An 18,468-nucleotide genomic window follows, 5' to 3' on the forward strand; every position below is an offset into this window, starting at 1 on the left:
CCGCGATCACTTGTTATGGGGGGCAGAATAGGCAGGGGCACCCGAGCCGGCAATCGACTTTATGGGCCGTACGCTTTGACTTTTTGTAAAAGGGGATCGATCGCTCGAGCGGATCAGATCGCGACTAGCGTCGATAGCCAATCGCGAAATGCGCGCAATGCGCTCGACTGCGGTTTGCCCGTCGGCCACGCGAAGTAGTATGTGTAATCGCCGCGATCGAGCGTCGGACCGAGTGGCGCCACCAGCGTCTGGTCCGCCAGTTCTTTTTCGATCAATGCTTTCTGCGCGATGGCGACGCCATGCCCCTCGATCGCCGCCTGATAGGCAAGCAACGATGTTTCGTATTTCATGCCATCGGTGGCACTGACATTGCGCAAGCCTGCTGCGCGCAACCAAAGCATCCAGTCGTCGGGGCGCGCCATCGAATGCAGCAAGGTTTGCGTGGCGAGCTGCTTCTTGTGCGTCAGGCGCACTGCAGGCGAGGCCACGGGAACAAGCTCGTTGCGGACTAGTTGCAACGTTCGCATCCCAGGCCAACGGCCGTCGCCCAGCTGTATGCCTGCGTCAATATCCTCGCGCTCAAAGTCCAACGGCGCGAACGAGGTCATGACCTGAACGTCGATGTCCTTATGCAGTCGATGAAAGCTCGCCAGCCGGGGGATGAGCCAGCGTACGGCGAACGTGGCGGGCGATCGTAATCGCAAGGTGTTTCGGCCAGGGCTGCTGCTGGTCACCGCCAGGGTGGCTTCCCGCAATGTTTCGAACAGGGGTATCAAGTCGGAAAGGTAGCGCGCGCCGGCCGGGGTCAATTCCAGGCCACCGTGTTGGCGGACGAACAGCGGCGTTCCCAGATAGCTCTCCAGCGCGCGCACCTGCCTGCTGACCGCGGCCGGCGTGACGCACAACTCATCGGCGGCCTTGGAAATGCTGAGCAGCCGCCCGGTCGCTTCGAATGCTCGGGCAGGATTCAGTGGGGGGAGTAGGGCGCGACGCACCATGGCAGTAACAGAAGGCGTAGGCTGGGTGGACGTCACCATGATGCCCTATCTCCCCGTGGATCAGGACTCCAACCCTCCCATCAGTACGTACTTGACCTCCACATACTCCTCGATCCCGTAGTAGCTGCCTTCGCGCCCATAGCCCGAATGCTTGACCCCGCCGAATGGCACCGAGGCTGTGCCGACTGAACCGGAATTCAGGATCACCATGCCCACCTCGATATCGCGGGACAAGCGAAAGGCGCGGCCAAGATCGCGCGTGTAGGCATAGGCCACGAGCCCGTATTCGGTGTTGTTGGCCCTGTTGACCACCTCGGCTTCATCGCGGAAGCGATAGACGGCGAAGACCGGTCCGAAGATTTCGGTATGGGCGATCGGCATATCGTCATCGAGGTCGGCGAGGACTGTGGGCGCATAGAACAGCCCGCCTTTTTCGTGCGGTTTGCCTCCGAGCAACACTTTCCCACCGCGCCGCTTCGTGTCTTCGACGAGCTGAACGACCTTGTCGAAGCCCGCTTGATTGATCAGCGGCCCCACGACGAACCCGGGCTGCAGTCCCTGGTCCACGCGAAATTCGGAGACCCGTTCAACGACGGCCCGGACAAAGCGATCGTAAATCCCATCCTGCACGTAGATTCGGATCGGCGAAATGCAGACCTGGCCGGAATTTCGCAGCTTGGCGGCCACCAGGCCGGTGATGGCCTGGTCGAAATCGGCGTCATCGAACACGATGAACGGGGCGTTGCCGCCCAATTCCAGCGTCATCCTTTTCAGCGCGCGCCCGCTGGCCTCGGCCAGCAATTTGCCGACGGCAGTGGAGCCGGTGAACGAGATCTTCCGGATCCGATCGTCGCCGGTAAAGAGTGCGCCGATCTCTTGCGGGTTGCCGGTCACCATCTCGAACACGCCCTCGGGAATGCCTGCCTGGCGCGCGTACTCGAGCAGCTTGTACGCAGTCAGCGGTGTCTCTTCGGATGGCTTGATGACCATGGTGCAACCGGCCGCCAGTGCGGTCGCGACTTTGCGCGTGATCATCATGAAGGGGAAATTCCAGGGCGTGATGGCCGCAGTCGGTCCTGCAGGCTCCTTGATGACCATCACGGCGGCATGATCGGCGTGGGACGGGATGGTGTCGCCATAGACCCGCTTGGCTTCCTCGGCATACCACTCGATAAAGCCAAGCCCGTAGTCGATTTCGCCCAGCGCTTCGGCCAGGCACTTGCCGTTTTCCTTGACCATCAATTCGGCAAAGACGTGCTTGTCGTCTCTGACGAGTTCGAACCAGCGGCGAAGCAGCGCGCTGCGTTCCTTGGCGAGTTTGCGCGACCATGCCGGAAATGCGTTGCAGGTTCGGTCTATCGCTGCCTTCACCTGCGCTCCATTCATATGGGGCGCCGCCCCGATGCGCGATCCGTCTGCAGGGTTCAGTACGTCGATCATGGATATTCACCGCTCCAGTTGGGTGCAATGCGCGCCGCGTCACCACGACGCGGCTTTGCGCTGCGGATTGAATAATGGAATCCAATCCTGCATGCGACCATGGCTGGGGATCTCTGATGTTTGCCTGATCCTATGAACGGCAAGAATTTCGGTAATGGGGCTGCTAAGCTACGCTACAGTGCAGACAAAAGAGGTTCGCCATGACTCGATCTGGCAAAAACGAGGCGCCAAGCCTGGCGATGCTGGCGCGGCGCATGGTGTCCATGCTGGCAACGCTGGCGCCGCACGAGGGATACAACTTGTCGGCGTTGCCCGATGTCAGGTTCCTGCGTTCGAATCGCCCGTTGAAAGCGGTGCCGGTGCTCTACGATCCCGGCATCGTGATCGTTTGCCAGGGCAGGAAACGCGGGTACTTCGGCGATCAGATTTATCTGTACGACGATCGGCATTACCTCGCCGTTTCGGTGCCCGTGCCATTCACCATGGAAACGGACGCCAGCGAATCCGAGCCGCTGCTGGCCATTTACATGCACCTCGATTTCAAGCTCGCTGCCGATCTGATGCTGCAGATCGACCAGCATGGCGGCATGGAGCCGACCGAGCCGCGCGGCATGATGTCCACCCCGATGGACAGCCGGCTATGCGAGTCGCTGGTTCGATTTCTGGAGGCGATGAGCCGCCCTGTGGAAGCCCGGATTCTTGGCCCGGCGCTGGTGCGGGAAATCTACTTCCATGTTCTGACAGGAGAGCAAGGCGCATCGATGCGCGCCGCGCTCGCCATGCATGGGCAGTTCGGCAAGATCGCGCGCGCGTTGCGCCGGATCCATGCGTCCTTTCATGTCGACGTCAGTGTCGAACAGCTGGCGCGCGAAGCCGGGATGAGTGTGCCCAGCTTCCACGCCCACTTCAAAGCCGTCACCAAAACCTCGCCGGTGCAGTACCTGAAGTCGATACGGTTGCATCAGGCGCGCCTGCATATGGTCCGTCACGGCATGACCGCGGCCGCCGCAAGCGCCGAAGTTGGCTATGACAGCCCCTCGCAGTTCAGCCGGGAATTCAAGCGCCTTTTCGGGCGAAGCCCCGTCGAAGAGGTCAAGCGGATGAAGGCGGAATTTGCCGTGCCGCCTCCGCATGCCGGCTCGCCGTTCGTGTCATCGCACTGACGCCACTGATCGCCCTTGTTTGGGCGCCGCCAGCGCCGAACGCGCATGGCGGACCAGGCGTAGCAGCCAACCGGCCGACGTTTCGATCGTCGCGCCGCCTGCAAGGTCCTGTCCGCGCGGGCCGGCATGGATCGTCAGTTGCTGTCGGCTGAGCCAGGCCTCGATGCCCTCCAGGGCTTCATCGTCGGCCAGCATGCTCTCCAGATCCTCGACGCTCGACTCCGTTTCGGAAAAAGTGTCCAGCGGGAATGCCATGCTCCATCTCTCCTGGTTTGAACAGTGATGCCGAGGCGGGCAAGCGGGGGCCACGCGACATCCGAGGGCCGCGTGGGCCGCGTACCCGGAATCAGGACAGTGGCGCGCGCCGCCGTTGCGAATGCATCCACCAAGCCTGCAGCGCGGAGCCAAGCATAAAGACGACCAGCCACGCGGCCAGCGCGCCGCGCACCACCGGCGATTGCGGGCCATCGGCGAGAGGATGGGCCACGGGCAATCGTGTCAGCGTTTCGTTGATTCCGGGGACCAGCAGCAGGAAGAAGCTGAACGTGAATCCGAACTGGGACAGGTAGGGCTGGGCCCGGGGAAAGACCGGGACCCGTGGCAGCACCAGCGCGCCGAAGATGGCGAGCAGCGCCACGATGCCGAGCGCATGGCCGACGTTGAAGCCCCCGCTGCTGGACAGCCCGAATGACGTCAGCACCGACAACACCAGCCCGCCAAGGTAAATCCGGCCGGCATGGGTGCTGCTGTCGATCCTGAAGTAGCGCGCAAAGCTATAGAGGCCCGCGATGACGGGGACGATGCTGATCAGCGTGTGCCCGGACCCCAGGGCGGAAATCGGATGCGGCATAGGACGATGGCTCCTTCAAACCATGGGTTGAAACAACGAAATCTCACACGCAAGACAACCAACTAGTTGGTCGGTGTCGCGGTGAAAAAATAGCCGGCTCGCGGCCGGTAAAAAAGCGGTCAGTTCGACCCGGTCAGCCGTCTGATCGCCGCTTGCGAGATGGAGGCAAATGCCTCGGGATTGTCGAAAGCCCGTGCGGTCAACATTGCGCCGTGCACCGTGGACATAAAGGTCTGTGCCTCGACAAGCGCCGTATCGCGCAGATGCAATTGTCCTTTCGCGGCACCTGCCTCCAGGACCGTGGCCAGCCATGCGGTCAGGTCCTCGAAGTAGGCTCGAACCTCATGCGCGATCTCTTGCGGGATGATCGGCAATTCGGCAGCCAGCATCGCGCAAATACACATCGATGACGTGCCGTCGCGTATGCACCGCGACCAGTAATCGATATAGGCCGTCAGCCGCGTCAACGGATCGCCGATCTGGCCATCGAGAGCGGCCAGGCCTTGCCGTGCCTGCGCGCGGTGTAGCGCGACCACGGTCAGGACCAGGTCCGCCTTGCTCGGAAAATGATGATGGATGCTCGGCTTGCCGATACGCACGCGCTCGGACAGATCCGCATAACTGAATCCGTGATAACCGCCAGCGGCCAGCAACAGCTTCGTATGCTCGGCGATTTCGGCCGCGCGGGGGGAAAGTTCCATAGATATCAATAAGCGGGATTGCGGCCCACGCATGCAAGACATCGCTCGTGCAACTGCCGGGATGCCGCGCGTGGCATTCAATACGTTGACCAATCTACTAGTTGGTCGGTTGTGTTGTCAAGAATTTCCGCTTGCGACATGACATCGCGCGTTCGGCAACGCGATCGGCTGCTCAATGTCGACGGCGGTTTCGTCCGGCCGGCGATTGGCGGTCTGGCCCCCGCTCGGCCACCTCACGGGCCAACGCGAGGAATGCCTTCATTCCGGCAGAGTGGTGGCGCCGGCCGGGGTAATAGAGGCAGAGCCCGGGCAAAGGCGGCGTCCAATCGGCCAGCACGCGAACCAGGCGTCCTGCCTCGATATCGGGCTGCACGTCCTGCTCCATGAAATAGCCCAGGCCGATATTCCCGATCACGGCGGCCCGCGCCAGGCTCGCTTCGTCGAGCGTGATCGGGCCGCGCACGTCGATCTGCGCTGTCTCGCCGGCCTTCTCGAATTGCCACCGATACAACGTCCCGTCGGGCAGGCGTACACGCACGCATTGGTGCTTCAGCAGATCGGGTGGGACGCGAGGCTTCCGATGGTTCTCGAAATACAAGGGCGATCCCACGACGGCATAGCGTTGGGGCCGGCCGAGCGGCACGGCAATCATGTCGCTGGGAACGAGGTTGGCAACCCGAACGCCGAGGTCGAAACCCTCGGCAACGATATCCACCAGCCGTCCTTCGGTCACCAGGTCGACATTCATGTCCGGGTAGCGGCGCAGGAATTCGAGCACCAGCGGGGACATGATGTCTCGCGCCGCAAATGCCGCGGCATTGATCCGCAGTGTTCCGGATGGGGTTTCCCGCTGCGACCGCACTGCCTCCAATGCGCCGTGGATATCGTGAAGCGCGGGCCCGACCTGCTCGACAAACTGTCGACCGGCATCGGTCAGCGAGACGCTGCGCGTCGTACGATTGAACAGGCGGACGCCTAGATGGGTCTCGAGCTTGCCAATGGCATGGCTCAGGGCCGTGGTCGACATCCCGAGATCGATCGCCGCTGCGCGGAATGTTCCACGGCGGGCGATCGCGAGGACGGCTTCGAGGTCGTGAAGGGAGGTTCTTTCCATTGTCCTGTTTATTTCATCGCCACATCCAGCTTTATCTTGTTTATCCGGACAATGGTCAAGCTTAAACTGGCGCTGCAACATTGCCAGGCAAGCACAGATCAGGAGCAGAAGGATGGATATTCCGACCGTTGTGGGCGCGTATTTCGAAGCGGATAAGGGCGGCGATGCCGATGCGCTGGTATCGCTTTTTCTCCCCAATGCCGTTGTCAATGATGAGAGTGCGCGGCATCAGGGAAGGGAGGCGATACGCGCGTGGTGGCAGGCGGCCAAGGAAAAATATCGCCACGTCGCCGAGCCAGTCGAAGCCGCTGGCACCGGCACCGAGGTCCGGGTCCGCGCCAGGGTGAGCGGGCAGTTCCCGAATAGTCCTGTCACGCTGGAATTTCTGTTCACGATCGAAAAAGACAAGATCGCCGAATTGAGCATCCACTAAGCGCGGCGGACGGGCGATGACGCCTGACGCCGCGCTCGTTTCGATCGAGCGGGGCGGGCACGGCGCCAGACCCGATGCGCCTGCTGGAGGCGTTGCGTCAGCGGAACGGCGTACTGCTACCGAACGACCTGGTCGCCGAGATGGCCCGGGACCAAACCGACGGCAGGAAGTGCCCGGTGCGTCAGGATCTGCTGGTCCTTGGGACTATCCCGCCGGTGGGCCGCCGGTCTCGTTGCACTCGGCCAACGAAAATAACAGAGTGGCAAAGTCGGACAGCGGTAGATCTCTCGTGGTCAGATCGACCATGGCGTCTTCCAGGTCGTCGTTCTTTTGGACTGTGATGCCATTCAATTCCAGGAATGTCAGGCATGTAACGAGGCCTGTGCGCTTGTTGGCATCGATGAAGCAATGGCCTTGGCCAATCGCGCGCGCGTAATGTGCGGCCAATTCGAAGAGGTCATCGACTCCTTCATAGAACTGCGCAGCCGCGATGCGATGGAGCGCGCCCTCAAGGTAGCCCTTGTGCTCGCCCGCCAGTCCAATCTCCGTTTCGAGAATCAAGTCGTGAATTTCACGGACTTGATCTGGCGTGAGTGAGATGAAGCCATTGGTCATCGCTTCGCCAAGCGCTCGATGACTTCGTGGTGTTTCTGGATGACCTTCCGAGCGGTTTCCTGAACGGTTGTCGAGTCGGCCTTATTGACCACAACGATTCGCCCGTCGAACACATGCTCGATCCTCGTGCTTGCGGCGACGCGCTCTGGGCTTGGGGCACTCGTGACTTTTGTTCGTTCCTTGATGGGGACGTTGTACTTCGAAAGGGAGACCTTGCTCATCTGAGACTCCAGAGGGTAAGTCGCGAGTATATCGGCGGCACGCCATCGCAGTGACAACGCCTCCAACGCAATCGGCTAGTCTGCCGCGGAAGAACCAAAGCATTCTCGCCGTTTCCCGCAAATTGGACGCCGCTCACATCAAATCCATGATCCGGTCATGACGTTTCAGTCACCCAATAAGGACGCCATTGAGTCCTCTCTTTTTGGCAGCCGTACCACCGTTTCCGCGGGACGCACCACCTTGCCGTCGGCCGCGCGTGGCTCCATCCTCGTCAGCGGTTTCCCGGTGCGCTTGTCGACCAGCACGGAATGCGCGTCTTTCGATTCGAACAAATGTTGCTCGCCCCATTGCCGCAACGCCACGATCACCGGAAATAGCCGCTCTCCCTTGGGTGTGAGCACATATTCCTGATACGAGGTGCCATCCGATGCCGGGCTGATCTGGAAGATGCCGGCTTCGACCAGCAGGCGCAGGCGGTCAGCCAGGATACTGCGGGCCACGCCCAGGCGCCGCTGGAATTCGCTGAAGCGGCGCACGCCATCGAAGGCATCCCGCACGATCAGCAGGCACCAGCGGTCGCCGATCAGATCGAGCGAGCGGGCGACCGGGCAGGTTTCCGCCTGGCTGTCGCGACGTTTTGCCATCGATGCTCCTTCGGTAAAGGCATGTGCCAGATGTGGGTTTGTCTTGGTGGTTTCATTTTAAGACCAGTTTGCCTACAATCAAACCGGTCTTGATTTGAAACCGCTTTGACGAAAGGAACATCCATGCCGGGCGAACCGCCGACGGGGCCTGCACCCAACCCTCCAACGCCATCCGCCAGCCCCATGCCGAGCGCATTGGTCGCGCTGTTCGCCTGCGCCTGCGGTCTGAGCGTGGCGAACGTCTACTACGCGCAGCCCTTGCTCGACGCGCTCGGCGGGGAGTTCGCGCTGGACCATGCCGCGGTAGGGGGCGTGATCACGGCCACGCAGATCGGCTGCGCGCTGGCCTTGCTGCTGCTGGTGCCGCTGGGCGACCGCATCGATCGGCGGCGCCTGATGCTGTGGCAGGCGGCTGCACTGGTGGGGGCGCTGATTGCCGTGGCCGCGGCCGCGTCGGCGCCGGCCTTGCTGGTTGGCATGCTGGCCGTCGGCTTGCTCGGTACAGCGATGACGCAGGGGTTGATCGCCTACGCGGCGACCGCCGGTGCGCCATCGGAGCGTGGGCGGGTGGTCGGCGCCGCGCAGGGCGGGGTGGTCATCGGTCTGTTGCTGGCGCGCGTGCTGGCCGGCCTGATTGCCGATGTGGCAGGCTGGCGTGGCGTGTATCTGTTCTCGGCGCTGGCGATGCTGGCGCTGTCGCTGCTGCTGTGGCGCCGTCTGCCGGCACAGAACCCAGCGATTTCACGGCTGAGCTATCCGAAGCTGATCCTGTCGATGCTGACGCTACTGCGGCAACAACGCGTGCTGCAGATCCGCGGCACGATCGCGATGCTGATGTTCGCCGCATTCAGCGTGTTCTGGAGCGCGCTGGTGCTGCCGTTGAGCGCGCCGCCGTACGCGTTGTCGCACACGGCGATCGGCGCATTCGGGCTGGTCGGCGTGGTCGGCGCCTTGGCGGCCGCGCGGGCCGGGCGGCTGGCCGACCGCGGCCTGGGGCAGCGGGTCACCGGCGGGGCGCTGCTGGTGCTGTTGGCCTCATGGCTGCCACTGTGGTGGTTCGATGCCCACGGGCTGTGGTGGCTGGTGATCGGCATCGTCGCGCTGGACCTCGGCGGGCAGGCCATTCATGTCGCCAACCAGAGCATGATTTTCGCGGCGCAGCGCGATGCGCACAGCCGGCTGGTCGGTTGCTACATGCTGTTCTATTCGGTGGGCAGCGGGCTGGGCGCCATCGCGTCGACATGGGTCTATGCGCTGGCCGGATGGCAGGCGGTCTGCCTGCTCGGCGCCGGCATCAGTGCCGCCGCGCTGGCGTTCTGGGCGCTGACGCTGCGCCATATGCCAAAGGTCTCCTCAGCTTGCGCGCAGCCCGCCTAAGCTGAAGGTTTCGACAAAGCCAACCGACACGCAGGAGGGCACCATGGACGACGACGTCGAGACGATGAGCCGCGAACAACTGGTTGAGGAAGTGAGGCGCTTGCGCGCCGGCATCCGCCGCCATCGGGATGCGTCGGGCCACGATCTGTGCTGGCATCACCCGGACCTGTGGGCCTTGCTGCCCGACGCGGCCACGCACACGCCCGCGGTCCCGGACTGGCCGCAGTTTCTGCGCGGCTGCGTCAAGTATCGGGAGTCGCTGGATCGGCAGTGTCCGCAGGCGCCGCGCATCCAGCAGGAATTCGGCCAGTAGACCGGCGCAGGATCGCGCTTCAACGCGCGCCGCGCGCCACCGCCAGCAGCACGCCAAACGAGACCAGCAGGGCGCCGAAGACACGGTCGATCCAGTGGCGCACGGCCAGCAGCCGAGCGCGTACGGGGCCCGTCGACAGGCACACCGCGACCAGGCTGAACCAGCTGATATGGGCGGCCGCGATGAAGGCGCCGTAGCCGATCTGTGTGGCCAGCGGCGTGTCGGGGCGCACGACCTGCATGAACAGGCTGACGATAAAGACGGTGGTCTTCGGGTTCAGCGCATTGGTCAGCAGGCCCGAGCGCAATGCGGCGAGATCCGACAGCGGGGCGGTGCGGCCCTCGGCCAGCGAGCCGCCCGGCCTGGCGCGCAGCATGCCGATACCCAAATAGACCAGATAGATGGCGGCAATCCATTTGGCCGTCTGGAACAGCCATAGCGACTGCTGGATCAACACGCCGACGCCGAGGATGGTGTAGCCGACGTGGATCAGTACGCCAAGCCCGATGCCCAGTGCCGTCAGCAAGCCGGCGCGGCGCGACAGCACCAGGCTGTTGCGGCTCACCATGGCAAAGTCCGGTCCAGGGCTGATCACGGCGAGCAGCGTAATGGTGATCACGGCTAACAGTTCAGTCATGGTTTACTCTGTCGAATCCTGTGGCAAAGTGCCACGCATGGTTGCCCTATGTTAGGGAACCGGACGATCGACGAATAGCGATGTTTTCTGACCATCATGGTGAGTCCAACTCACCATCGGGAGACGCCCGGCTTCCTTCCCTGCTGGCCCTGCGCTGCTTCGAGGCAGCGGCCCGGCTGGAGAACTTCAGCCGAGCAGCCGACGAATTGCATCTGACGCATGGCGCGGTCAGCCGCGCGGTGCGCACGCTCGAAGACGATCTCGGAGTGGCGTTGTTCGAACGGCGCAGCCGTCGCGTTTTCCTGACCGAGGCAGGGCGAAGGCTCGCACAGGCGGTGCGGGATGGCCTCGGCGTGATCCGACAGGCCACACGGGAGCTGCGTGCCAGTGCGAGGCAGGCGCGCCAATGGGTGCTGTCTTGCGAGCCAACCTTGCTGATGCGCTGGCTGATCCCGCGCTGGCCCGACTTCAAGGCGCGGCATCCCGAGCTCGACGTCCATCTGGTGGCTGGCGGCGGGGCGGTCGCGTTCGACAGCGGCATCGATCTCGCGCTTCGCCGCGATGACTTCGCCTGGCCCGACAGCGTCCACGCGGTGCCCTTGTTCGTCGAACGGGTCGGTCCGGTGTGCCGGCCGGACCAGGCCGGCGCATGGTTTGCCGCGCGCAAGGCCGGCACTGCCCTGCGTCCTTGCGCACCGCGCCTGCATACGCGGACAAGGCCGAACGCCTGGCAGACCTGGGCCGACATCACGGGACAGACGCTATCGCGCGCGCCGGAGCAGCGCTTCGAACATTTCTACTTCAGCCTGCAGGCAGCGGTGGCGGGCCTTGGTGTCGCCATCGGGCCCTGGCATCTGGTGCAGGACGATATCGCCAGCGGCATCCTGGCCGCGCCGATGGGCTTTGTCGAGGACGGTTCACGCTATTGTCTGTTGTCGCCGGTGCCCATCCGGGCCGGCACGCCCGCTGCCGCGGTGCTCGACTGGCTGAAGACAACGGCGGCGCTCGACCGGCTGCGTGCGGATTGAGCAGCCGCAACGCCAACGCCTACGTCCAGAAGGAACTCGGCAAGCAAATCCGGGTGTCAGCGAGGTTCCGAGCCGAACCAGCGTGCCAGCAGCGTATTGATATCGCGATGGCGCTCGTACTGGACCCAGTGCCCGGCGCCGGGCACCAGGCACCAATCCCGGTGCGTCGCGGGCCCCGCGATTCGATTGGCCACATCGATCGGCGAGGCGGTGACGTCGTGCTCGCCCCAGATCAGCAGCGTGGGACCATTGAATGCATCCAGCGCGGATTCGAGCAGCGCCTGTCGCGAGATCGCCTTGCTCCGAAATCGCGTCGCCCTGCACGCGAGCTCGTGCACCAGCATGGCGGTCTCGTCGATGCTGGCTTGCTCGTGCAGCATCAGCGCGAGCAGATTGTGCCGCAGTGCGCTTCGCATGGTGTGAGGGTCGTCCTTGCGCCAGTCCATCATCTCCATGCGCTGGCGTCGCGTACCGCCGTGTCCCGCGGGCCCCAGCAGTGCGAGCCGCGCCGTGCCGCCACGCCGGGCCGCAACCTGGGCGGCCACCAGTCCACCGAACGAAAAGCCGGCGAGCGAGACGGTTGCGTCTACACCGACCAGACGGTCCAGCGCTGCGATGACGGTGCCGACCAGGCGATCGAGCCGGTCGGCCGCGTGCGGATCCCCGGGCAGCGCGTCGGACTCTCCGAATCCCGGCAGATCGGGAATCCACAGCGTATGCGTTGCCGACAAGGGCTCGATGTTGCGGACCCAATGCAGCCAGTTGCCATGGCCGCCATGGATCAGCACCAGCGGTGGCCCGCTGCCGAACTTGCGCCAGACCGTCTCGCGGTCCCCGTCACGTACGACGCAGGTCTGCGCGCGTCGGTCCAGGGCGGCCAGTTCGGCGTTCAACGCGGGGGCTGGGGGCAGGGCAGGCGTCTTCACGATGTCAGTACGAGGGCATCGACGGCGAGCACACCTTGCCCTTCGGGCAGCACCATCATCGGGTTGACCTCCGCTTCGGCGATGCCAAGCTCAGGGCGTACCGCGAGCTGGGACAACGCGGAGACGGCCCGTGCCAGCGCATCGAGATCGCCGCGGGTCCTGCCGCGCAGTCCCCCGACCGTCTTCAGTGCCTTCACTTCGGCGATCATCTCCCGGGCGACATCGACGGTGACCGGTGCCAGCCGAATGCTTCGATCGCGTGCGACTTCGGCCCAGATGCCCCCGGCGGCCAGCATCACGATCGGACCGGCGTCCGGATCGATGCGGTAGCCGACCAGCACCTCGGTCAGGCCCCTGGTCATCGGCTGCACCAGCACTTCATCGCATCGCACGGTGGGCGCGCGCTCGGCCAGGTTGGTCTTCAGCGTTGCGAATGCGCTGTTCAACTGACCGGCGTCCCGAATGCCCAGTACGACGCCGCCCACTTCCGTCTTGTGCGGGATCTCGGGCGAGCAGACCTTGGCGACCACCGGATAGTCGAACGGCAGCGCAGGGATGGGACCGCCGATCGGCAGTGTGATCGCCGGCGCGTAGGGCACGCCGAGCTGTTCCAGCACGGCGTATGCCTGCGCCTCGCTGAGCGCGCGCGGCGGCCGCTCGCCGGTCAGTCGCGCCGCCGGTTGCGTGCCGGGCGTGCGGCGTGCAAGCACGGCGGCAATGGCATCGGCACACGGTTCGGGCGATCGGAAGCAGGGCACCCCGGCGGCCGTCAGCGCGGCCAGCGCCTCGGGTGCGTCGGGCACCAGCATCGCGGCCAGCGGCTTGGCGCTGTCCGCGCTGTCGATGATCGGCTTGACTGCAAGCTGCGGCTGAAAGCGTGCGGAAGAGCCGACGACGGCAAGCACGATATCGAACTCCGGCGCCTCGAACATGATGTCGAGCGCGGTCTTCATGACCTTGTAGTTTGTGCCGGCCAGCGTCAGGTCCAGCACGCGTCCCGGCGATACCGCGATACCGGCGGCGGCGAGCCTGTCGAGCGTTGCCGGCGAGGCGGGTTCCACGGCGACATCGCGAATGCCCAATTGGTCGACGACCATCGCCGCGCCGCCGCCAGTGGTAGTCACCACGCCCACGCGGCGCGGCGGCACGCGTGGTTGCCCGCCCGGCTGCGCCAGCGGTATCCGCCGCGCCAGCGGGAACGCTTCCAGCAGTGCTTCAAGCACGCCGACGCGCGCAATGCCGAGGTCCTTGAGGAAGGCATCGGCGATGTCGTCCTCGCCGGCCAGCGCTCCGGTGTGGGTGGCGGCCATCTCGGCGGCGACGGCCGAACGCCCCAGCTTGTATGCGATCACGGGTTTGCCGCGCCGGGCGGCCTCGATCGCGAAGGCGCGCAGCTTGTCGCCGTGGCGAAGGCTCTCGAGAAACAGCAGATAGCCCTCGATAGCGGGATCGTCGAGCGTAGCGAGGCAGATTTCGCCAATGGACAGGTCGGCTTCGCCGCCGACCGATACCAGCCCGGCAAAGCCGACGCCGCGCGCCTTGCCGCGCGAAACCAGCGAGCCGATCATGCTGCCGCTGTGCGAGGCGACGAAGACGCGCCCTTGTGGCAGTTCCGGCTCGGCGAAGGCCGCATTGGCGGTCAGCATGACGCCCGCCTGCGGATGGATGACCCCGAGGCTGCTGGGGCCGAGCACGCGGATGCCGGTCTGCCGGCTCAGGGCTCGCAGTTCCGCCTCCCTGGCCGCGCCCTCGGGCCCGGACTCGGCAAAGCCGCTGGCGAGGATGGTCACGACCTTGACGCCGAGGCGGGCGCTCTCGCGCACCGCATCGAGCACGGTGTCGGTCGGCGTCAGCACGAAGACCTGGTCGGGGACTTGCGGCAGCGATGCGAGGCTGGGGTAGGCGGTTTCGCCCTGCACGGTATCCCGGTTCGGATTGATCGGATAGATCGTTCCGCGATAGCCGGCCGCACGCAGGAACTTCAATGGACGTCCGGCGGTCTTGGCCGGATCGTCGGACGCGCCGAACAGTGCCACGCTGCGTGGAGACAGCAGCGCCTGTGCGAGCGCCGAGTCGATGGGGCCGGATGCTGGAGAGGTCGAGTTCATTGCGGCTGGGAACAGGGAGCAGGGAACAGGGAAAGTCGGGGAGCTCGGCTGGCGCGGCATGTTCAGTTCGGGGCAGGCCTGGGCGGACGCTGCGGAAACGATCGGCCGAACACGCCTTCCGCAATGCGGTTCTTCAGCATTTCGATGGAGCCGCCGGCGATCATCCAGCCGCGGATGCGGCGCAGGCAGTATTCCACGATCGATTCCTGGCTGTAGCCCATGCCGCCCATGATCTGCAGCGCTTCGTTGGCGACGTCCCAGCCCGCCTGGTTGCACGCGAGCTTGGCCATTGCCGTGCTGTGCGCGGACGGCAGCCCGTGCTCGCCCTCCATGGCGGCGCGATAGAGCAGAAGCTGGGCGGATTCGAGCTTCAACGCCATCTCCGCGAACTTCCATTGAATCCCCTGGAATTCGCACAATTCGCGGCCGAACTGCTTGCGGACCATCGCGTGCTCGCGGGCCACGTTGAAGCAATGACGCCCGAGCGCGAGGGCGCGCGACGAGTTGCCCAGCCGCTCGACGTTGAAGCCGGCGATCTGGCGCTTGAAGCCGCCTTCGCCAAGCAGCAGGTTGCCGGCGGGAATGCGGCAGTCCTCGAAATACAGCTGGCACCATTCCTCGCCGCTCATGAATTTCGACGGCTCGCCGACCTGGAAGCCCGGCGCGCCGCGTTCCACCAGCACCGAACCGATGCCATTGACGCCCGGGCCGAAGCGTACGTAGATCAGGAACAGCTCGGCCTCGGGGCTATGCGTCGAGAAGATCTTGCTGCCGTCGATCACGTAGTGGTCGCCGTCGCGGCGCGCGGTGGTGCGCAGTTCGGTGACGGCGGAGCCGGCCTCTGGCTCCGTCATGCCGAGCGCGATCAACTTGCGTCCGGCGAGCAGATCGGGCAGGAAGCGCGCCTTCTGTTCGGGCGTCGCGTATTCGACGAAGGTCCGGATCGGTCCGAAATTACCCGCCTGCACGATATCCGCGCTCTTGGGGCAGACCAGCGCGATCTCCTGGATCGCGATGACGGCGTGCATCAGCGTGCCGCCCTGGCCGCCATCCTCTTCCGGGAAGGCGATGCCAAGCAGTCCCTGCTCGGCCAGCATGCGTGCCGCATCCCATGGGTACTGCGCGGAGTGCGCGCGCTGCAGCGCGCCGGGCGCGAGCTTGTCCTGGGCGAACCGGCGCACCGATTCCGCAAATGCCTGATGTTCTTCGCTGAGTTCAAAGTTCATGTCGAAATCTCTGGGGGCAGAAGTCAGGCATCAGCTTCCGCTATCCCGAGACGGTTGTGAACTTCGCGTTTGGAGAGCAGGTAGAACCTATCGTCATACCTGAGGCCGCCGCATCTCGCATCCTCATTTCGCCGCGCGCTGTTCGCGTGCCACGGTGTCGAGCAGCCAATCCCGGAATGCCGTGACCTTGCGGGACTCGCGCTGGACGGCGGGCCTGACCAGGTAGTAGGACTTGCTGCGTACCAGTGGCCGCGCGAACGGCCGAACCAGGCGGCCGGAAGCGAGCTCGGCCTGCAGCATGGCAGCCTGTCCGATTGCGATACCAAGGCCATCGAGGGCCGCCTGCCAGGTCAGCACCGAGCTGCCGAAGCTCATGCGCTCGGTGCGGTCGGCCATCTCGGCCAGTCCGGCGAAGGCCAGCCAATCGTCCCAGTCGGCGCGGCGATAGTGCGACACCAGCAGACGGTGGCGCAGCAGCGCTTCAGGCCGGCCGCGGCCGCCGCCGCGATGCGTGCGCAGGTATTCGGGCGTGCAGACCGGTTCGATCTCGTCGTGGAACAGGAAGTCGGCGCTGACACGGGGCCAGCGGCCGTCGCCAAACTGGATGGCGAGATCGGCGGGATCGCGATCGAAGTCCACATCGGGAATCGCATTGTCGATGCGCACTTCGATGCTGGGATATTGGGCCTGAAAGTCGGGCAGTCGCGGGATCAGCCATTTCGCCGCGAAGGTGGTGTAGGTGCGCACCCGCAGCGCGCCTTGCGAGGTGTTCTTCAGCAGTCGGGCGGTGGCAGTGGCAATGGCATCGAAGGCCGGAACGACTTCCTCGGCATAGGCCTGGCCGACGCGCGTCAGCGAAACGCCATGGCGCTCGCGACGGAACAGTTCGATGCCCAGATAGCCCTCCAGCACCGCGATCTGCCGGCTGACCGCCGACTGGGAAACATGCAGTTCCTGCGCGGCGACGGTCAGGTTCTGGGTGCGCGCCACGACTTCGAAGACCCGCAGCGGGTTCAAGGGGGGAATGCGGCGAGCCATGTTGTCGCGTCCGAGCAATGACATTTCATTATATCTATGCCGCCGGACGCAGCACTTCCTCAGGGCAGCGACGCCGCGCTGTCGAGCGACCACAGCCGCTGCAGCAGCGCGCGCGTACGGGCTTGACCGAGCACCGGCGCCACCAGCTCGACGAACTTGTCGTCGAGATCCGCATCGCTCAGCGGTTCCTCGGGGTCGCCCTTGCGGTTCGGCTGCAGATGGGTCAGCTCGCGTCCATCGCGCAGACGCACGGTGACGCGCGCCGCGCGTTGTCCGGGGAAGGCGGCATCGAGCTGGCCGTCGACCGACAGTTCGATGCGCGCCATCAATGCCCTGATAGCGGGATCGGCGAGCCGTTCGGGGGAGAAGGCGGCAAGTCGCACGCTGCCATGGATCAGCGCGCAGGCCACGGCAAACTGCACGCTGAAGCGGGCCTCTGCCGCGGTGCGCGGGTTGGGATTGCCCGCCACGTCCAGCGCCGGACGATAGGTGCCGATCCGCACGGCGGCGATATCCTCGGCCGCAAAGCCGTGCGCCCGCTGCAAGGCCTGCGCGCCGTCGATCGCGGCGAAGGTGTGGCCGCAGCAGGCGTGATTCTTGAAGGTGATCTGCGTGATATGGAAGTCGCGGCCCAGCGTTGCGGCAGCGGCCTGCCAGTCCGGGCCATCGCTCATCGCGCGTCCCAATCCCGCCTCGCCGTCAATCACGTCGAGCGAGCCGGTGACGCCGGCCTCGGCAGCCAGCGCTGCCAGCAGTCCCGCCTCGGCGGCTCGGCCCGAGTGCAGCGGCTTGGACATCGAATCCATGCGGAACGCCTGCTGCAATCCCGCGGCGAAGGTGCCACTCGTGGCCAGTGCATGCGCGAAGCGCGCAGCATCGAGTTTGAAGAGCGTAGCGGCGGCGGCCGCCGCACCGAAGGTACCGACCGTGCCTGTGTTGTGCCAGTAGCGGTAGTGCGTGCGTCCCAGCGCCGCGCCGATCCGGGTCGAGATTTCGTAGCCGATCATCACGGCGTGCAGGAATGCCGCCCCACTTGCCTGGCGTTGCTGAGCGGCGGCAAGCGCCGCGGCAATCGTCGGCGCGCCCGGATGGTAGATCGCGTGCTTGTAGATGTCGTCGACCTCCACCGTATGCGCGGCGGTGCCGTTGATCAGCGCCGCCGTTCGCGCAGTGGCCGGGCGGCCCAGGGCCAGGCGGGCATCGCCGCGATCGAGATCGTCGGCGCAGGCGCGCTCCAGCAGCGTGCACGGCGCGACTACCGCGCCCGGCAGCAATGCCGCATACCAGTCGATCACCGCACGCTTGGCGTGGTGGATCACTTCGCTGGAGCGCGCGCCGGGGCCGGGCTGCTGGGCGAAGGCGGAAAAGGTCTCGATGATGGTCATGGGGTCCGTTCACGTTGGCAGGCTGGCGCCGATGCTCGCGCAGGGCGGTGCGGATGGCAACTTCCAATTGATCGTGCAGGTATGACATACAGGAATGCCAGGGCGGTGCGGGACCAGTGGCGCTGTATTGAGTTTTTCTCATGGCAGCGGGCCGAATCGGAAGTTCTCAGGGGCGAGCGGTTCACCCACCATGGCGATGGTTCGACCGGACACGTGCGGTATGTCGCGGTTGCCATGCGGAAAACGGCGG

Annotated in this window: 20 protein-coding genes; 5 read left to right on the forward strand and 15 right to left on the reverse strand. The window is 64.9% G+C overall.

From position 1 onward, the window contains the following. Nucleotides 1–113 precede the first annotated feature (113 nt). Together FOB47_RS16540 and FOB47_RS16545 are read right to left on the reverse strand one after the other, a co-directional pair. Entirely contained in the window at nucleotides 114–998 is an 885-nt protein-coding gene (locus FOB47_RS16540) for a LysR substrate-binding domain-containing protein (RefSeq protein ID WP_174782459.1), read from the reverse strand. A gap of 60 nt (nucleotides 999–1,058) precedes the next feature. Beyond that, nucleotides 1,059–2,438, reverse strand: coding sequence for an NAD-dependent succinate-semialdehyde dehydrogenase (locus FOB47_RS16545; protein WP_174781570.1), 1,380 nt, complete (start codon nucleotides 2,436–2,438; stop codon nucleotides 1,059–1,061). A gap of 239 nt (nucleotides 2,439–2,677) precedes the next feature. Between FOB47_RS16545 and FOB47_RS16550 the strand changes: the two genes are divergently transcribed. After that, nucleotides 2,678–3,601, forward strand: coding sequence for an AraC family transcriptional regulator (locus tag FOB47_RS16550; RefSeq protein ID WP_053821678.1), 924 nt, complete (start codon nucleotides 2,678–2,680; stop codon nucleotides 3,599–3,601). Here FOB47_RS16550 and FOB47_RS16555 read toward each other — a convergent pair. The 4 genes from FOB47_RS16555 to FOB47_RS16570 all read right to left on the reverse strand — a co-directional run bounded on the left by FOB47_RS16555 (nucleotide 3,590) and on the right by FOB47_RS16570 (nucleotide 6,266). Continuing rightward, on the reverse strand, nucleotides 3,590–3,856 hold the full coding sequence (locus FOB47_RS16555; protein ID WP_053821679.1) for a hypothetical protein: 267 nt from the start codon (nucleotides 3,854–3,856) through the stop codon (nucleotides 3,590–3,592). The genes FOB47_RS16550 and FOB47_RS16555 overlap by 12 nt on opposite strands. A 91-nt stretch (nucleotides 3,857–3,947) precedes the next feature. Beyond that, nucleotides 3,948–4,451, reverse strand: a complete 504-nt coding sequence (locus FOB47_RS16560) for a hypothetical protein (RefSeq protein ID WP_053821680.1) — start codon at nucleotides 4,449–4,451, stop codon at nucleotides 3,948–3,950. Between the two features lie 119 nt (nucleotides 4,452–4,570). Next, a complete protein-coding gene (locus FOB47_RS16565) occupies nucleotides 4,571–5,158 on the reverse strand; it encodes a TetR/AcrR family transcriptional regulator (RefSeq protein WP_174782460.1) in 588 nt (195 codons plus the stop codon). A 166-nt stretch (nucleotides 5,159–5,324) separates the two neighbouring features. After that, the gene (locus FOB47_RS16570) at nucleotides 5,325–6,266 is read right to left on the reverse strand and encodes a LysR family transcriptional regulator (protein ID WP_174781571.1); all 942 of its coding nucleotides are present in this window, start codon (nucleotides 6,264–6,266) and stop codon (nucleotides 5,325–5,327) included. Nucleotides 6,267–6,378: 112 nt separating this feature from the next. Between FOB47_RS16570 and FOB47_RS16575 the strand changes: the two genes are divergently transcribed. Then, nucleotides 6,379–6,699: a nuclear transport factor 2 family protein gene (locus FOB47_RS16575; RefSeq protein ID WP_174781572.1), complete on the forward strand. Its 321-nt coding sequence runs from the start codon at nucleotides 6,379–6,381 to the stop codon at nucleotides 6,697–6,699. Nucleotides 6,700–6,903: 204 nt separating this feature from the next. On the opposite strand, the gene FOB47_RS16580 is transcribed toward FOB47_RS16575, so the two are convergent. The 3 genes from FOB47_RS16580 to FOB47_RS16590 form a co-directional block, all read right to left on the reverse strand. Beyond that, nucleotides 6,904–7,314: a type II toxin-antitoxin system death-on-curing family toxin gene (locus FOB47_RS16580; RefSeq protein ID WP_174781573.1), complete on the reverse strand. Its 411-nt coding sequence runs from the start codon at nucleotides 7,312–7,314 to the stop codon at nucleotides 6,904–6,906. Further along, nucleotides 7,311–7,535 (reverse strand): hypothetical protein, encoded by a 225-nt coding sequence (locus tag FOB47_RS16585; protein WP_144425779.1) that lies wholly within the window; start codon nucleotides 7,533–7,535, stop codon nucleotides 7,311–7,313. The genes FOB47_RS16580 and FOB47_RS16585 overlap by 4 nt, the downstream gene beginning before the upstream one ends. Nucleotides 7,536–7,700: 165 nt before the next feature. After that, nucleotides 7,701–8,180, reverse strand: coding sequence for a winged helix-turn-helix transcriptional regulator (locus tag FOB47_RS16590; RefSeq protein WP_174781574.1), 480 nt, complete (start codon nucleotides 8,178–8,180; stop codon nucleotides 7,701–7,703). A gap of 183 nt (nucleotides 8,181–8,363) precedes the next feature. Between FOB47_RS16590 and FOB47_RS16595 the strand changes: the two genes are divergently transcribed. Next, nucleotides 8,364–9,557 (forward strand): MFS transporter, encoded by a 1,194-nt coding sequence (locus FOB47_RS16595; RefSeq protein WP_174781575.1) that lies wholly within the window; start codon nucleotides 8,364–8,366, stop codon nucleotides 9,555–9,557. A gap of 43 nt (nucleotides 9,558–9,600) precedes the next feature. Next, entirely contained in the window at nucleotides 9,601–9,870 is a 270-nt protein-coding gene (locus tag FOB47_RS16600; protein ID WP_174781576.1) for a hypothetical protein, read from the forward strand. A gap of 19 nt (nucleotides 9,871–9,889) precedes the next feature. Here the strand turns inward: FOB47_RS16600 and FOB47_RS16605 are convergent, their stop codons facing one another. Then, nucleotides 9,890–10,507, reverse strand: a complete 618-nt coding sequence (locus tag FOB47_RS16605; RefSeq protein ID WP_174781577.1) for a LysE family transporter — start codon at nucleotides 10,505–10,507, stop codon at nucleotides 9,890–9,892. 80 nt (nucleotides 10,508–10,587) lie between these two features. Here FOB47_RS16605 and FOB47_RS16610 point away from each other — a divergent pair, with 80 nt between their 5' ends. Next, on the forward strand, nucleotides 10,588–11,535 hold the full coding sequence (locus tag FOB47_RS16610) for a LysR family transcriptional regulator (RefSeq protein WP_174782461.1): 948 nt from the start codon (nucleotides 10,588–10,590) through the stop codon (nucleotides 11,533–11,535). A gap of 56 nt (nucleotides 11,536–11,591) precedes the next feature. Here FOB47_RS16610 and FOB47_RS16615 read toward each other — a convergent pair whose 3' ends face one another. From FOB47_RS16615 to FOB47_RS16635, 5 genes are all read right to left on the reverse strand, one after another. After that, on the reverse strand, nucleotides 11,592–12,428 hold the full coding sequence (locus tag FOB47_RS16615) for an alpha/beta fold hydrolase (protein WP_244959440.1): 837 nt from the start codon (nucleotides 12,426–12,428) through the stop codon (nucleotides 11,592–11,594). A gap of 29 nt (nucleotides 12,429–12,457) precedes the next feature. Further along, complete coding sequence (locus FOB47_RS16620) at nucleotides 12,458–14,569, reverse strand: acetate--CoA ligase family protein (protein ID WP_174781578.1); 2,112 nt, start codon at nucleotides 14,567–14,569, stop codon at nucleotides 12,458–12,460. Between the two features lie 62 nt (nucleotides 14,570–14,631). Further along, on the reverse strand, nucleotides 14,632–15,795 hold the full coding sequence (locus tag FOB47_RS16625) for an acyl-CoA dehydrogenase family protein (protein ID WP_174781579.1): 1,164 nt from the start codon (nucleotides 15,793–15,795) through the stop codon (nucleotides 14,632–14,634). Between the two features lie 123 nt (nucleotides 15,796–15,918). Then, nucleotides 15,919–16,857: a transcriptional regulator GcvA gene (gene gcvA, locus FOB47_RS16630; RefSeq protein WP_244959441.1), complete on the reverse strand. Its 939-nt coding sequence runs from the start codon at nucleotides 16,855–16,857 to the stop codon at nucleotides 15,919–15,921. Between the two features lie 35 nt (nucleotides 16,858–16,892). Then, the gene (locus FOB47_RS16635; protein ID WP_174781580.1) at nucleotides 16,893–18,218 is read right to left on the reverse strand and encodes an MmgE/PrpD family protein; all 1,326 of its coding nucleotides are present in this window, start codon (nucleotides 18,216–18,218) and stop codon (nucleotides 16,893–16,895) included. Between the last annotated feature and the right edge of the window lie 250 nt (nucleotides 18,219–18,468).

Source organism: Cupriavidus gilardii, assembly GCF_013347325.1.
GTDB classification, from domain to species: domain Bacteria; phylum Pseudomonadota; class Gammaproteobacteria; order Burkholderiales; family Burkholderiaceae; genus Cupriavidus; species Cupriavidus gilardii.